The sequence below is a fragment of the Streptomyces sp. NPDC102402 genome, assembly GCF_044765765.1.
Classification (GTDB): Bacteria; Actinomycetota; Actinomycetes; order Streptomycetales; family Streptomycetaceae; genus Streptomyces.
This window is the reverse complement of the sequence record NZ_JBIWKR010000015.1, coordinates 59433-73869: the sequence shown is the minus strand read 5'-3', so window position 1 is coordinate 73869 and position 14437 is coordinate 59433. Positions and strand designations below refer to the sequence as shown.

The 14437-nt window shown below is 73.7% G+C and carries 13 protein-coding genes and 1 pseudogene; 5 read left to right on the top strand and 9 right to left on the bottom strand.

Going from position 1 to position 14437, the window contains the following annotated elements:
* Positions 1-2 precede the first annotated feature (2 nt).
* The 6 genes from ACIRJR_RS30665 to ACIRJR_RS30640 form a co-directional block, all read right to left on the bottom strand.
* Positions 3-1562, bottom strand: a complete 1560-nt coding sequence (locus tag ACIRJR_RS30665) for an FAD-dependent oxidoreductase (protein WP_403786616.1) — start codon at positions 1560-1562, stop codon at positions 3-5.
* Entirely contained in the window at positions 1559-2293 is a 735-nt protein-coding gene (locus ACIRJR_RS30660; protein WP_403786614.1) for a methyltransferase domain-containing protein, read from the bottom strand. The genes ACIRJR_RS30665 and ACIRJR_RS30660 overlap by 4 nt, the downstream gene beginning before the upstream one ends.
* A complete protein-coding gene (locus tag ACIRJR_RS30655; protein ID WP_403786612.1) occupies positions 2290-3528 on the bottom strand; it encodes a lycopene cyclase family protein in 1239 nt (412 codons plus the stop codon). The genes ACIRJR_RS30660 and ACIRJR_RS30655 overlap by 4 nt, the downstream gene beginning before the upstream one ends.
* Positions 3525-4790, bottom strand: coding sequence for an NAD(P)/FAD-dependent oxidoreductase (locus ACIRJR_RS30650; RefSeq protein ID WP_403786610.1), 1266 nt, complete (start codon positions 4788-4790; stop codon positions 3525-3527). Before ACIRJR_RS30650 ends, ACIRJR_RS30655 begins: the two co-directional genes overlap by 4 nt.
* Positions 4791-4928: 138 nt before the next feature.
* Positions 4929-5291: a hypothetical protein gene (locus ACIRJR_RS30645; protein ID WP_403786608.1), complete on the bottom strand. Its 363-nt coding sequence runs from the start codon at positions 5289-5291 to the stop codon at positions 4929-4931.
* Positions 5292-5359: 68 nt separating this feature from the next.
* The gene (locus ACIRJR_RS30640; protein ID WP_403786606.1) at positions 5360-6877 is read right to left on the bottom strand and encodes an alpha/beta fold hydrolase; all 1518 of its coding nucleotides are present in this window, start codon (positions 6875-6877) and stop codon (positions 5360-5362) included.
* 89 nt (positions 6878-6966) lie between these two features.
* Between ACIRJR_RS30640 and ACIRJR_RS30635 the strand changes: the two genes are divergently transcribed.
* Complete coding sequence (locus ACIRJR_RS30635; protein ID WP_403786604.1) at positions 6967-7995, top strand: MerR family transcriptional regulator; 1029 nt, start codon at positions 6967-6969, stop codon at positions 7993-7995.
* Positions 7996-8079: 84 nt separating this feature from the next.
* Here ACIRJR_RS30635 and ACIRJR_RS30630 read toward each other — a convergent pair whose 3' ends face one another.
* A complete protein-coding gene (locus tag ACIRJR_RS30630; protein WP_403786602.1) occupies positions 8080-8511 on the bottom strand; it encodes a hypothetical protein in 432 nt (143 codons plus the stop codon).
* Between the two features lie 139 nt (positions 8512-8650).
* Positions 8651-9862: a phosphatidylserine/phosphatidylglycerophosphate/cardiolipin synthase family protein gene (locus tag ACIRJR_RS30625; RefSeq protein ID WP_403786600.1), complete on the bottom strand. Its 1212-nt coding sequence runs from the start codon at positions 9860-9862 to the stop codon at positions 8651-8653.
* A 433-nt stretch (positions 9863-10295) separates the two neighbouring features.
* On the opposite strand from ACIRJR_RS30625, the gene ACIRJR_RS30620 reads away from it, so the two are divergent.
* The 4 genes and pseudogenes from ACIRJR_RS30620 to ACIRJR_RS30605 all read left to right on the top strand — a co-directional run.
* A complete protein-coding gene (locus ACIRJR_RS30620) occupies positions 10296-11711 on the top strand; it encodes a PepSY-associated TM helix domain-containing protein (RefSeq protein WP_403786598.1) in 1416 nt (471 codons plus the stop codon).
* A 163-nt stretch (positions 11712-11874) separates the two neighbouring features.
* A complete protein-coding gene (locus ACIRJR_RS30615) occupies positions 11875-12681 on the top strand; it encodes a hypothetical protein (protein WP_403786596.1) in 807 nt (268 codons plus the stop codon).
* A gap of 244 nt (positions 12682-12925) precedes the next feature.
* Positions 12926-13603, top strand: coding sequence for a sigma-70 family RNA polymerase sigma factor (locus ACIRJR_RS30610; protein WP_403786594.1), 678 nt, complete (start codon positions 12926-12928; stop codon positions 13601-13603).
* A gap of 127 nt (positions 13604-13730) precedes the next feature.
* Positions 13731-13898: pseudogene (locus ACIRJR_RS30605) on the top strand (SgcJ/EcaC family oxidoreductase); the annotation flags it as partial.
* Positions 13899-13989: 91 nt separating this feature from the next.
* Here the strand turns inward: ACIRJR_RS30605 and ACIRJR_RS30600 are convergent.
* Entirely contained in the window at positions 13990-14361 is a 372-nt protein-coding gene (locus tag ACIRJR_RS30600) for a VOC family protein (protein ID WP_403786592.1), read from the bottom strand.
* Between the last annotated feature and the right edge of the window lie 76 nt (positions 14362-14437).

Below are 14437 nucleotides of genomic sequence, written 5' to 3'. Positions count from 1 at the left end.
CCTCAGCCCCCGGCCAGGCCCGCGAGAGCGCGCAGGGCCCGGGAGCGTCCCGCGCGCGGGACGGTCCAGAGCACCTGCCCCCGGATGCCCCATCCGGCGAGGAGCGCGTTGGCGGCCAGGAAACCCGAGGTCGCCGCGCGCTCCATCAGGGCGACGGGCAGACCCGTGCGGACCAGGTCGCCCGCCAGCACCACGCGCGGATGGGCCGTGCGTACCTCCGGCCGACGGTGGTAGCCGCCCACGGGGAAGACGGGACAGTCGGCACGCCACTCGTGGCGGACGTCGACGACCTGCGCGTCCGCGGTCTCGGGATAGACCTCGTGCAGCCGGTCGAGCATCCTGCGCTGTACCTCTTTCGGCTCCGCTCTCCCGTCGACCGCGTAGGCGTGGAGCTCGACCACCGATCCGCCCGTCCGGGCGGCCCAGCGGGCCGATTCGCCCTCCCAGCGGTCGAGGACGCTGACGTTGTCGAGGCCGTCGTAGCCGCTTGTGCCGAGGAACCCCGGACGGTCCCGGCGCACGGGGCGGTCGAGCCAGAGCCGGGAGACGAGGAACGGGGGCGCGGTGCGCAGGGCCGCGATGTCCGCGCGCCAGGACGCTTCGCCCAGCTCGCCGGAGGCGGCGACGACATGACGCAGGCCGTCCGTGTCGAGGGCGAGGACCACCGCCTGGTGGCGGCCGGCCGCGCCCTCGGTCTCCACGGTCAGGTCACCGCCGGCGGCCGGGCGGACACGCAGGACCGGTGCGCCGGTGCGCATCCGGACGCCGAGCCGCCGCAGATAGCCCTCGAGCGGCTCCCAGAGCGCCTGCGGGAACGGCTCGCCCGGCACGTCGAAGAGGAGGCCCTCGGAAGAACCGAGGAAGTAGATGTGGAACATCAGCAGCAGTTCGGCGGCGGACAGCTCGCGCGGGTCGGCGAAGAAGCTGCGGGAGAACACCTCGAAGGCCAGATGGCGGGCCGCCTCGGGAAAGTTGATCCGGCGCAGGAAGTCCTCCGCACTCACCCCGTCGAACCGCTCGTACACCTCGGGGACCCGGACGTCCAGGAGGGGCAGCGCCTCGCGGGGGTTCATCGCGGCGAGGTCCCGCCAGCCGAACGCGGGGCTGAGGGCGACGAATCCGAGCGCGCTCCACGGCGGGGTCCTGGGCACGCGGGCGAAACTGTCCGCCAGGCCGTTGCGGTGCCTGAGCGGATAGTCCGGCAGCGGGGTGAGCGCGGCGAGGCCGGGGTCCGTACGCCGCAAGAGGCCGCGAAGGTTGTAGTACTGGCGGAAGAAGGCGTGGAAACCGCGGCTCATCGTCGCCCCGGACCCGTCGGCCAGGCCGACCGGCCACCCGGCGAGACGGCCGCCGAGGCTCTCCCCCCGTTCGTACAGGGTGACGCGGACACCGCGTTCGGCCAGCGCGGTCGCCGCCGCGAGCCCGGCGATCCCGCCACCGATCACCGCGGCCGACGGCGCGTCACCGGCGAAGCGCGCACGCCCCGATGCCGGCAGGAGCACCTCCGCCCTGCGGTCGCGTCCGTGCCGGCCGGCATCGGGGCGGAACCCGCCGGACCTCATGACGCCTCGGGCTCTGCCGGCCCCTTGCCGCTCCGGGCGAGGAAGGCGTGGACGATGCCGGTCTGCCAGCCGCCGACGGGAACGGTCCGCACGAACGGGAACCCGGCCCGGGCGATCCGCTCCGCGAACGCGGGTGCCGTGTCGAACGCGAGCACGCTGCGCCACAGGTGGTGGTAGAGCGCGCGGTCACCGGTGAGGGTACCCGCGGGGACGATGACGCCGCGGCAGACCGCGTTCCACAACGCCCGGTGAGCGGGGGAGCCGCTGAGGCTGTACTCGTGGATCAGCAGACGGCCGCCGGGCCGCAGGAGAGCGCCCACCGCCTTGAGGACCTCACCCGGTTCGGCGACGTTGCGGAAGAGGTAGGCGGCGAAGACGGCGTCGTACGAACCGTCGTCGTCGGTGGTGGGAAGATCCTCGGCCGGCCGGTGCACGAAACGGACGTTCGGTGGCCAGCGCTTGGCCCGCGCCCGCTCCAGCATGCCGGCGGAGGCGTCGACCGCGGTGATCCTCGCGTACGGTGCGGCCCGCAGCAGCGCCCGCGTCGACGCTCCCGTACCGCAGCCGAGATCGAGCACCCGCAACCCCCTGCCGCCGCGCGGCAGCCGCAGCCGGTGGGCCGAGCGGAGCAGGTCCGAGCGGTAACCAGGATTCAGCGCCGTGAGCCGGTCGTAGGTGTGCGACGCGTGATCGAAGGCGCGTGCGAGGTCGTGGTCCCGCAGCAGGGTCATCGGTGGCTCTCTTCGGATCGGCCGGTGGCCCGGCGGGCGAGGAAGGGAAGTTCGGCCGCGGTGCGGAGCATCGGCCCCACCGGTGTCCGCAGACCGATGCCGAACTCCTCCCACGGCGTGCTCCCGCCGTCGAGGAAGCGCAGCAGCCGCTCTATGGGGACACGGCGGAACAGGTCGGTGAAGAAGCGCGGGCCGTCCACCCGCCCGGTGTCCAGGGCACGGAGCAGCACGGCGTCCATGGCGAGTGCCCGGCGGCCGTGCGGCGGCGGCACACCCGGGCGGCCCCGGTGCAGCGCAGCCGCGACGGCGCGGCTCTGGCGTTGCACGGCGGCGAAGGTGTATCCCGTGGCCGGACGGGTCGCGCCCCCTGCCGCCCCGATTCGGAAGAGGGTGCGGCCGGTCCGGCGGGGGAAGCGCGCGTCGGTCATGGGGATGACACCTTGTTCGGCCGACTCCACGGTGAAGCGGCCGAGCCGCAGGACGCTCCCGGTGTACTGCCTCAGCGCGCTTTCGTACGCCCCGGTCGTGAGCGGGGCGCGCGAGAACTCGGTGTACTCCACCAGCGCCCGGTCCGGTGCGAGCGGCAGGACGTAACCGAACGCGAGCCCGTGGCGGGGCTGAGGGACGCGGAAGTCCATGAGGTCGGCCACCGCGGGGTCGAAGCGGGGGGCGGCGGTGCGCACGAACCAGCCCCGGAAGTGCTGGAGCAGCAGCGTGCGGTGGGGCGGAGTGCCCCGCAGCGGCCGGGAGTCGAAGACGTGTCCGCCGCGCAGGGTGAGGGGCCGCCCGCCGGGCGTGGTGCAGCGCACCTCCGCGCCGCAGGCCGCTTCACGCACCTCGTGGACGGTGGCACGCACCAGGCGTGCACCGGGGGCCGCTGCCAGACGGGAGTGGACGAGCCGTTCGAAGGGGCCGGAGCGCACCATGCGGTAACGCAGCGGCGCGGGGTCCGACTCGATCACGACGCCGTCGGTCCCGCGTACCCGCAACCGCTGCCAGGACGCGGTGACGGCCTCCTCGAACGGGCCGGTTCCCGCTTCCCAGTAGCACCAGGTGCGCTCCGGCGGGCGCAGCGGCCCGTCGGGGGCCTCGACCAGTGTCACGGCCGTGCCGTTCCGGGCGAGCCAGTGGGCGAGGCAGAGTCCGGCGGCGCCCCCGCCCACGACCACGGCGTCGTCCACCGCCCCCGGGACTCCGCCGTTCACGGCCTGCCCGGCCGCACGCCGACCGGTCACCTCGTCGAGGTCCGCACGGCCGCGCGGTCGGCGAGCACCTCGCGAGCGGCCCTGCCGCCGGACGCCAGCGCACCCTGCACCGATCCGGTCGCCCGGTGGTCCCCGCAGACGTAACGGCCCGGTGCGAAGCGGGTCGTACGGCTCAGGGGCCAAGGGGGCCGCATGGCGGGCAGGGCGCCCTCCACGGTGTAGGCGGCGACCGTCTCCCAGGTGCTCGTGTCCGTGTCGTAGAGCTCCGCGAGCCGTGCGCGGACCGTCCGGTCCCCGCCGGGCGGCCCGGCGCCGAGGACGGACGTCGACACCAGGGCCGTCCCCGGGGGAGCGTAGCCGGGCGCGACCTCGGTGAGGACACAGCTGTTCAGGACGGCGAGCCCGCTGTCGACGACCAGGGTCGGTTCGGTCAGCGGCGACCGTGCTGCCGCGTGGTAGTACGTGGTCACCGTGCGGCTGTCGGGCACAGCCAGCCCCGGCAGCAGACGGGCGGCCGTGACGGCGTCCGTGGCCACCACGACGGACGCGGCCGGCCGCTCACCGCCGTCCGTCAGGAGCACCCCGGCGTCCGTGACCTCCGCGACCGCCGAACCGAGCCTGAGGACGCCCTCCGGGAGCCGGGCGGCCAGCTGGGCCGGCACGGCGCCGATGCCGCGGTCGGGCAGACAGAGCGTGCCGCGCACCATGCTCCGCCAGACCAGGTGCAGGAAGCGCGCGGAGGTCTCCAGCCCTTCCTCCAGGAACACCCCGGACAGGAACGGCCGCAGGAACTCCTCGATCGTCTGCGGGGACAGCCCGGCGCGGACGAGCGCGTCCGACGCCGTGCGGTCGGGCATGCGGCCCAGACGCTTCGCCGGCAGCAGGGCGTCACGGGCGGTGAGTGCGGCGAGGGCGGCGAGATCCCGGGCCGGGAGAACCCGGCCCGGGAGCAGCTGGGCCGCGTCCCCCGGGCACCTGGTGGGGTCGGTGACGCGTACCCGCCCCGACGACGTCCGGGCGATGAGGCCCGGGGTGAAAGGGCGCAGGCGCAGAGCACGCAGGTCGACGCGCTTCTTCACCTGCGGGTAGGAGGTGTTGAAGACCTGGAAGCCACGGTCCAGGAGGAACCCGTCCCGGCGGTCCGTGCGCATCCGGCCGCCCACCCCGTCGGAGGACTCCAGCAGTTCCACGCGGAGGCCTTCGGCGCTGAGGTCGAGTGCGCAGGCCAGTCCCGCGAGGCCGGCGCCCACCACGAGGGCGTCCGGCGGGGATGGGTGCTGTCGGTTCGTCATCCGCGTCCCTCGGCTCGGTCCCGTACGGCTGACGGGCTGTCAACCCGATCACGTTCCGCGGCCCGAAGCCAGCAGCCGCCACGGGGTTCGCCTCTTCGGGTGCCTCGTACGGTCCCCTGCCGTCCCCGTCCGGACGGGTCAGCGCCCGGCGCCCCGCGTGCGCAGGGCGAACGCCCCGGCCACGGCGAGGCAGCCCACGCCGAGCGCCGTGAGCGTGCCGCGCGAGGCGAAGGGCCGGTACCGGCCCGCGGCCATCAGGGACCACCGGGCCTGCACGGACAGGACGCTCCCGGTGCTCTGCAGGGACCCGGCGGACAGCAGGGACATGCCGGAGCCGATCGAGCCCACGGACAGCGACGAACCGACGGAGCCGATGGACAGCGCACTGCCCACCGAACCGACGGACAGCACGGAACCCACGGAGCCGATGGACAGGAGGGAGTCCCGTGACCACAAGGAGTACGAGGAACCCCCGGCCATGGGGGAGGGACGGTGCTTCATGCGGCCATTGTGCCGTGGGAAGACACGCCGCGCGCGGCGTCACACCAGCGGTGCACGGCCGGAGCCGCTCAATCCGTGAGATGCCTCAGCACCGTACGCACCGCCCCGCGCACGGCCTCTCGGGAGGCCTCGTCCGGATCGACCGACTCGAACGTGTGGTGGCCGTCCGGCACGTCCACCACCTCGATCTCCGCTCCGCACGCGTACGCCGCGGCCAGGAACTCCTCCACCGTGGCGGCGATGCCGGCCGTCTCCAGCCCGGCACGCACCAGCACGAGGGGGAGGGACCCCGCCCGGGCGACCGCCTCCACCGGGCTGAAGCGGCTGCCGAGCCGCCCCCAGTTCGGCAACGGCGCCATGACCGGGTAGTTGGCCGCCAGACAGCGCAGCCACGGCGGGGGCCTCCTCAGCCAGTCCGCCGTGAGCAGGCCGCTGCCCGAGAAGAACCACAGGGCGACGCGGTCCGCGTCCACCCGGGGGTCGGCCCGGACCTGTTCCACCGCGGCAGCCAGGTCGGAGGCCGCCTGCGCGTAGTCGTCCACGGAGTGCAGACCGTGGTCGAGGGTCACGCCCACCACCCCGTGGCCTGCGACGAGCCGGGCGTAGCCCGTCAGGATCGGCCAGTCCCGGGGGGTCGGCCGGGCCTCGGCCGGAACCGGACCGCCGTGGACGAAGACCACCGCCGGGCAGGGCCCCTGGGCAGATGGCGGCACGTACAGGTCGACGCGGCCGGTCCGCTCGCGAGGGACCTCGGGGACCTCCAGCAGGAACGGCCGCAGGTGAGCGGGCGGCCGCGCCGCGTCCACGGGAGTCAGCCGCCGGCCCTCGCCCGCCGCGGCCTTCAGCAGCGTCACGGCCAGCTCGGCGGGGCCGGAGAGCATCGGCCAGTGACCTGTGGGCAGTTCGAAGAAGGCCACCCGGGCATCGGCCAGTGCCCTGAGGGTGGGCTCGCCCAGATCCGCACGGGCCTGCACCATGGCGATACTCGCACCGTTGCCGGTGCACAGCACTCCGGTCATGGGCAGCGCGGCTGCCGCACCGGTCAGCCGCAGCGGCCCGAGCAGCGTGCCCAGCGGCTGCGGCGAGGCGAGGGCCGTGAGCCGGTCGAGCGCGGCGTCGGTGAGGCCCGTGGTGCTGCCCAAGCGCCGCCACCTGTCACGTGAAGGGGGCGGCAGGGACGCGCCCGCCCCCCGCGCGGCCTCCATCGTCTCCTCGCGCAGCCCCTGGTCGGCCACCGCCGCCAGGGCCGGGACACCGTCCTGGGGGAGTCCGGAGTCCAGGTAGACGATCCGGGCGATCGACTCCGACCGGCGGTCGGCGGCGCCGAGGGCCGGGTGGATGCCGTAGTCGTGGCCGACCAGCACGATCTCCCCGCCACCTGCCCGGCCCACCGAGTCGATCACCGCGAGGACGTCCGCGATGTGCGTCTCCAGATCGATGTCCGTACCGGCGGGAGGCCGGGTGCCCCCCAATCCGGTCAGGGCCACCGCGTGGACACCGGCCCCCGCCGCGACGAGGCGCGCGGCCGTCTCGTCCCAGACGTGGGGGCCGGTGAACATCCCGGACACCAGGACGAATTCGCTCATGGTCTCTCCTCGGTACGCGTCGTCCGCGGACCGGCGGATACCCGGTCCCTTCGCCGGTACCGTAGGAACTCCCCCTGAGGGAGGTTCAAGTGTTCACGTCCTACGACGGGCTGTGGGGCATCGGCGAGCTTGCCGAGCGCGCTGGGGTGAGTGTCAAGACGGTCCGCTTCTACTCCGACGGCGGCCTCCTGCCCGAAGCGGCCCGCAGCGCCGGCGGGCACCGCAGATACGGCCCGGACTCCCTCGACCGACTGCGGATGATCCGCTCCCTGCGCTCCATGGACCTTCCGGTATCCGCCGTACGCCGCGTCCTCGACGAGGACGAGGGCACGGCCGGGCGTGCGGGCAGTGCCCTGGAGGACGCCGTCGCCGACCAGTTGCGCTCGCTCGGATCCCAACTGCGCGCCCTGCGCTGGAGAGAGGCGGCGCTCCGCTCGGTGCAGGAGTGTCCCCCGGCCGAACGCCCCGGCAGGCTGCGCCTGATCGGCGCGGTGACCGCGCCGCCCGATACGGCCCCCCTGGTCCGCTTCTGGCGTGCCTGGCTGCCGCCGCGGATGCCCGCCCGGGCAGTCACCGCCTTCCTCGAAGTCGCGGTCCCGCAGCCGCCGGAGGACCCTGAACCGGTCCAGGTGCTCGCCTTCGCCCATCTGTGCGTCATGGTGTCAGGCACCTGCGACGGGCCTGCCGAGGCCACCCAGCCTCATGCCCACCGAGCCGCCGGCGCCCGTGAGTCGGCGGTGCTCTACGCGGGTCTGGCCGGGGCGTACGACCTGGCGGCGACCGAGATGCGCCGGGGCAGGGAGCCGTGCACGGGGGAGGCTCTGGACGGCTTCGTGGACGCGTACGCGAGCGCGCGGAGCACCGCGGACACCCCCGGCTTCCGCCGGGCTCTCGCTCGGCAGCTCGCGACCGACCCGCGTATCGACCGTTACTGGGAGCTGACGGCCGAGCTGACCGGCCCCCCGGGTGGCCCGCCCGAACCGACCGCCGGGACGGCGCACGACTGGCTCCGCGCCGCGCTGGACGCCGAGTGGGGAGCCGTGCCGCCCGCCCGGGCCGCGGTCGCTGCCGCACGCCACCGCGAAGGACGGCCGGCGGAGGTGCCTGAGGTCAGGTGATTCGTCCGCCACGGCAGGCGGCGGACAGCGGAGAGCCGACGGGCCGGTGTACCGCCCGTCGGCTCTCCCGTCCAGCGCCCTACCTCACTGCGGGCGTCCCAGCGCCCACCCCGACACATCGGCCAGGCGTCCGCGCCACAGGGGAAGCCGTAGGGAGCCCGTCCCGCCGAAGACCAGTGTGGCGTCTCTGAGATGAATCCAGCGCGGCAGGTGCCCGGCACCCTCCTCGCCGGCTCCCAGCTCCCTGATCCCCTGGTCCACCGTCTCCGGGAACTCCGCGATCAGGTTCGCCCCCTCACCCTCCACCTGGCGGAGGCTCCGCGCCCAGTCGGCCTTCCACGCCTCGTGGCCGATCACGTCTCCGTGGAGAACGCCACCGGACAGAGCGAGTGTGATCGGCAGACTGGAGCGCAGCTCTCTGTCCAGCAGCTGGATCAGCAGCTGGAGCTGCAGATCTGGCACGGGCTCCGTCACCACCGCGGTCGTCTCCGGCCGTGTTTCTACAGACTCGCTCATGGTCCACTCCCTTCACCTGACAAGCGGCAGGTGACAGCCCGTATGCCCCCGGCCGGGGCCGTCACACCCCGGGAGGGCCCGGCGGCGTCGACATGGGCGAGGACGGCCCCCTTGTCCCCCGCACACACGGACGCGGCTGTCACAGCCAGCGCCGGATCGGCAGGACCGCCGCTTCCCGCGCCCGCTGCACGACCGAGCGGCGCTTCCACCGGCTCCCGTCGATCAGGGTGCTCTTCCTCATGTCGTCCTCGAAGTGACCGTCCAGCGTGGCGGTGAACTCCCGGTCCAGCACCGCGAGCATCACTTCCTCGTCGTGTTCGAGCGAGCGGCGGTTGAAGTTCGTCGATCCGATCAGCGAGCCGATCCCGTCCACGGTCAGCACCTTGGTGTGCATCATGGTCGGCTGGTACTGGTAGATCTTCACGCCGCAAGCGGTCAGATCCTCGTAGAAGTTCTGGCCTGCCAGTTGGCACACCCGCTTGTCCGTGTGCGGCCCGGGTAGCAGTATCTCCACCGACACACCCCGGCGGGCGGCGGCGCACAGCACCTCGACGAAGTACGCGTCGGGTGAGAAGTACGCCGTGGTGAGCCGGACCCGCTCCTCCGCGGACTCCAGCACGACGCGGAGCAGGGTCTGCATGTCCTGCCAGCCGAAGCTGGACGATCCGCGCACCACCTGGACGACCGAGTCGCCCTGCCGTGTGGCGTCCACGAACCTGTCGCGGTCGGTGAAGAGCTCGTCGTGGCACTCGGCCCAGTTCTGAGCGAACGCGGCGGCCAGACCGTCCACCGCGGGACCCTGCACCCGCACATGGGTGTCGCGCCACTCGTTCTCGTCACGGGCGTCGCCGCACCACTCCTCGGCGATCCCGACCCCGCCGGTGTACGCGGTCTCCTCGTCGGCGATCAGGACCTTGCGGTGGCAGCGGTGATTCTGCTTGAGCGGTGAGAGGTAGAGCGGCTTCCGGAACCACGCGACCTCCACCCCGGCCTCGTCCATCAGCGCCAGTTGGTCCTTCTCGATCAGCCGGGACCCGAAACCGTCCAGCAGCAGTCGCACCCGTACACCGGCGCGAGCCCGCTCGGCCAGCGCCTCGGCGAACTCGCAGGCGATGTCCCCGCGCCAGTACACGAACGTCATCATGTCCACGGTGTGTTCGGCACCACGGATGGAGTCCAGCATCGCGGGGAAGATCTCGTCCCCGTTGCGGAGCGGGACGAGCTTGTTGCCTTCGGTCGCGGCGATGCCGATCAGACGCTCCAGCCGCCGCCGCAGCCGCTTCGCGCGCTCCTCGTGGAGCGCTTCGTCGGGTCTGTCGTGCGCGGGTCTCTCAACTATGTGGCTGGACAAATCTCTCACCTGGTGACTTGTGGGCGACGGGCATGGCGACCTTACTCTCGTGGCCCTCTACCCCCCGGAGCCGCCGGTATGGCTCGGGCCGGGTCAGGTGGCCGGCGGCTCCCTCCCGGAGACCGTCGCCGACCGCGGGGAACCCGAGCCCCGCGCGGAGGAGCTCCGCGCCTTCCTCCGCCCCTGCCGGACGGCGGCGACTGGCTGTCCACGCCTCCGCACGCGGGCGGGGACCGGACCGGGAGGGTGCCATGAACTCCGTGGACACCGACGGCGCCGGTGAGGCCCTGACGCGAGCGGCGGGTCGAGCCGTCCCGGACGGAAGTGACGTAGAGCACACGGAGTTCGGGGAACTCCCACGCGTCCCGGTCCGACTACTGGACCGGCCGACCACGGTCTGCCCGCCCCTGTCCCGTGCGTGAGGAGACCATTCATGTCCGTCGAGCCAGCGGTCCGCGCTTCCGGCGACGCACGGGAGACCCGAGAGCCCGGACCGCCGGGAACGCCCACCGCATGGGCCGCGCTCCGGCCGCTGGTGCTGCGCCTGCATTTCTACGCCGGCGTGCTGATCGCCCCGTTCCTGCTGGTCGCGGCCATGACGGGACTCCTCTACGCGGGCTCGTACCAGGCCGAGACGATCGTGTACGCGGACGAGCTGCGTGTCCCTGTGGGCGCGAGCGAACTGCCCGTCTCGCGGCAGGTGGAGGCGGCCCGCGAGGCGCATCCCGAGGGGACGGTCAGCGCCGTCAGGCCGTCGCCGGAGGACGGGGCGACGACGCGCGTGCTGCTCTCGGGCGTGCCAGGGGTGAACCCCGATCACACCCTCGCCGTGTTCGTGAACCCGTACAACGGCGAACTCACCGGCTCGCTCGAGCAGTACGGCTCGAGCGGCGCGCTCCCACTGCGCACCTGGATCGACGAGTTCCACCGCGATCTCCACCTCGGCCAGACGGGGCGCCTCTACAGCGAGCTCGCCGCCAGCTGGCTGTGGGTGATAGCCGGAGGCGGCCTCGTGCTGTGGTTCGGACGCCGGAGGGCCCGCCGCAAGGTTCGAGGAGCGACAGGTCGCAGGCGCACGCTCTCCCTCCACGGCACGGTGGGCGTGTGGGCGGCGGCCGGGCTCTTCCTCCTGTCCGCGACGGGCCTCACCTGGTCCACCTACGCAGGTCGGAGCGTGTCCGACCTGCGTGAGGCCGTCGGCCAGACGACGCCGGTCGTCTCCACGGGCATCGAGCCCGGCGGCGAGCACGCCGAGCACTCGCGGCCGGCCGCACCGGACAGCGCACCGGGGGAGGGCGTCGGCCTCGACGCCGTGCTGGAGGCGGCGCGCGCGGAGCGGCTCACGAACCCGGTGGAGATCGTGCCCCCGGCCGACGCCTCCTCCGCGTACGTCGTGCGCCAGATCCAGCGGAGCTGGCCGGAGAAGCAGGACGCGGTCGCCGTCGACCCGGGTACCGGGGAGGTGACGGACGTGGTGCGTTTCGCCGACTACCCGCTGCTCGCCAAGCTGTCCCGCTGGGGTATCGACGCGCACACCGGCGCCCTGTTCGGACTGGCCAACCAGCTCGTGCTCATCGCGCTCACGGCCGCCCTGATCGTGCTGATCGCGCTCGGCTACCGGATGTGGTGGCGGCGTGGCCGCGGTTCCGCGTTCGGCCGCCCGATGCCACGTGGTGCATGGCAGAAGGTACCGCCCCACGTCCTGGTGCCGCTGATGGCCGCGGTCGCGGTCGTGGGGTACTTCGTACCGCTCCTCGGGATTCCGCTGGCCGTGTTCCTGGCCGTGGACATCGTGCTGGGTGAGGTCGCCCACCGGCGCGGACGGCGCACCTGCACCCCCGCGGGCTGACAGGCCGTCCGACGACCGTCCTCAGGGCGTGAGAGCGGATCAGATGTCCGGGGGCCCGCGGCGAGGCACCGCGAGTGAGGGAGCCGGAGGGCGGCCTGCGCCCTCCGGTCATCCCGCGCACCTGCCTGTGCCGGGCCGGCCGTCGGTGCGAGGATGGGCCGCCATGAAGCCAGGCCGGTGTTCCCGGGCAGTGCGGGCCGCGCTCTTCGCGGCCGTGTGCGCGCTGCTCGCGGCGACGGGCCACGCGCTGATGTCGGGAACCCCCGTCTCCGGACGGGCGATGTCCGTGGCGCTCGTCGCGACCGCCGCCGCGGCCTGGGCGCTCGCGGGCCGTGAGAGGGGCCTGCTCGCCGTCACGTCGGCCGCCGTCGTGGCTCAGACGGCGCTCCATACGGGATTCACGCTCGCTCAGTCCCTGACCAGGCCGGCGCCGGGCGCGCGGGAGGTGTCCTACGCCCGCCAGTGGGCCGGGAAGCTGCTCTGCGGAGACGGGGCGGCCACGCTCTCCGACCGGGAGGCGGCCCGTATCGTCACGGACGCCGGCCTGGGCGGCCTCATCTCCCGGCCGCCTCCCGGCGTCTCTCCCGTCGCGTCGGCCGAAGCGGGCAGCCACAGCACCCACACGACGCACGGGACGACCGCGGAGGCCGTCGCGGGGATGGACCCCGCCGCGCACGCCGGCCAGGACATGGCCTTCATGCCGTCTGCGGGAATGCTCGCCGCGCACCTGCTGGCCGCCGTGGTGTGCGGCCTGTGGCTCGCGTACGGGGAACGAGCGCTCTTCCGTGTCCTGGGTACCTTCGCGACACGGCTCTGGACGCCGCTCCAGCTCCTGCTCCGCCTGTCCGCGCCACCACGGCTGCCCCGCCCGTGTGTACGGCGCCGCCGCACCCGTCACGCGCCCGCGCGGCTCCTGCTCGTCCACAGCATCACCTCGCGGGGCCCGCCCACGGGAACGGCTGTCGCCTAGGGTCCTTCGTTCGGACGACGCCGCGTGGGGGTAGCCCCGGACGGAGTCCGGGGGAGTGCGGTGCCGGGGCACGCGAGCCCGGCATGATCCGAACGAGGGCCCTGACGACAGCGGCCTGCCCGAGCACGCGCGGAACGCACCGCGGCGGCTCGGGCATCGGTCCTGCCTTCCGGCAGGCCGTTCCCCCCACCGGCACGCTGCGCGCGTGGCCGGACCCCCACGCGCCCGTAAGGACCTTGTGGCGATGACCCATGCCCCGTACCCACCCGCAGCCAGAACCCCGGAACCCGTCCAGCACGACCCGGCCTCCGACGAGGCGGTCACCCGGCTCGCCTTGGCGGCGCGGGACGGAGACCCCGCCAAGGCGGACCGCTTCGTGCGCGCACTCCACCGTGACGTCTGGCGTTACGTCGCCTACCTCGGCGCGGACCGCCAAGCGGCCGACGACCTCACGCAGGACGTGTTCCTCCGCGCCCTCACCGCCCTGCCCGGATTCGAAGGCCGCTCCTCCGCCCGGACATGGCTCCTCTCCATCGCCCGCCGCACCGTGGCGGACAGCCTCCGGCACGCCGCGTGCCGGCCCAGACTCGCGGACCGGGACGACTGGCAGCGCGCGGCGGAGCAGCACCAGCCCCGCTGCGTCCCCGGCTTCGAGGAAGGAGTCGCCCTCGCCCAACTGCTCTCGGTGATCCCGGCGGAGCGCCGCGAGGCGTTCGTCCTCACCCAGCTTCTCGGGTTTCCGTACGCCGAGGCCGCCGCGGCCATCGGCTGCCCCGTCGGGACCGTACGGTCGCGCGTCGCGCGGGCACGCCGATGTCTGATCGGACTGCTCATGGACGGGGATACGGGAACAGGGGAGCCGGAGCCGCGGCGGGACCGGCCCGGGAGCCCGCACCCCCACGTGAGGCTCGTCCCGGCATGAGCCCGTGACGGGCCGGGGGGTGGCGCCGGACCTGCGCCCCGTCCGGCGCTCCGTCCCCGGGGCGGAGGTCCACCCCGCCCCGGGGACGGAGCGTTGCCGCCCCGTCTCCTCCGCGCCGTTGCCCCGCACGCAGTTCCTGCGGCCCGACGTGGCGGCGGTCAAGGTCCGTCAGGTCTACCGCTCGGCCGAGGGCGAACCGGAATCGGAGGGCGCCCCGCTCTACGTCATGACGAGGCGGGACGACGGGGTCTGGCTGCTCCAGGCCTGCCAGAACACCGAGGTCCGGGCGGTCTGACCCGGCAGGGCGTCAGGGGCGGCACACGCTCGCACCGGTCCGCGACGGCGGAGCCGGCTCGTGCGCCGCCCGGACCGTCGTCGGCGGCCGCTCACTCCCAGCAGAGGCAGAACGGATGACCTGCCGGGTCGGCGTACACGCGGAATCCCCGCTCGCCGTCCCGGTCGTCGAGATCGAGAGGCGTCGCACCGAGTGCCAGCACTTCCTCCTGAGCGCGTTCGATGTCCGTCACGTCGAAGTCCAGGTGCTCCTGTTGGGAATCGTGGTCCCCCCGAGGCCACTCCGGCCGCCTGTGGTCGGGAGCCCGCTGGAAGGCGATGCGTGCGCCGCCCGGGAGGTAGAGGTCGTACCAGTCCTCGTCGTACTTCTTGATCTCACCGCCCAGGACCGCCCGGTAGAAGGCGGCGAGGGACGGGGGATCGGGGCAGTCGAGGGCGACTAGGCGGTAGGTGGCGATGGGCATGTCCGGTCCTCTCCTCGTACGGTTTGCTGCTCGGCCTCGGCCACCGGCCTCTTCCCGCCCCGTCTCCTCCACCGGC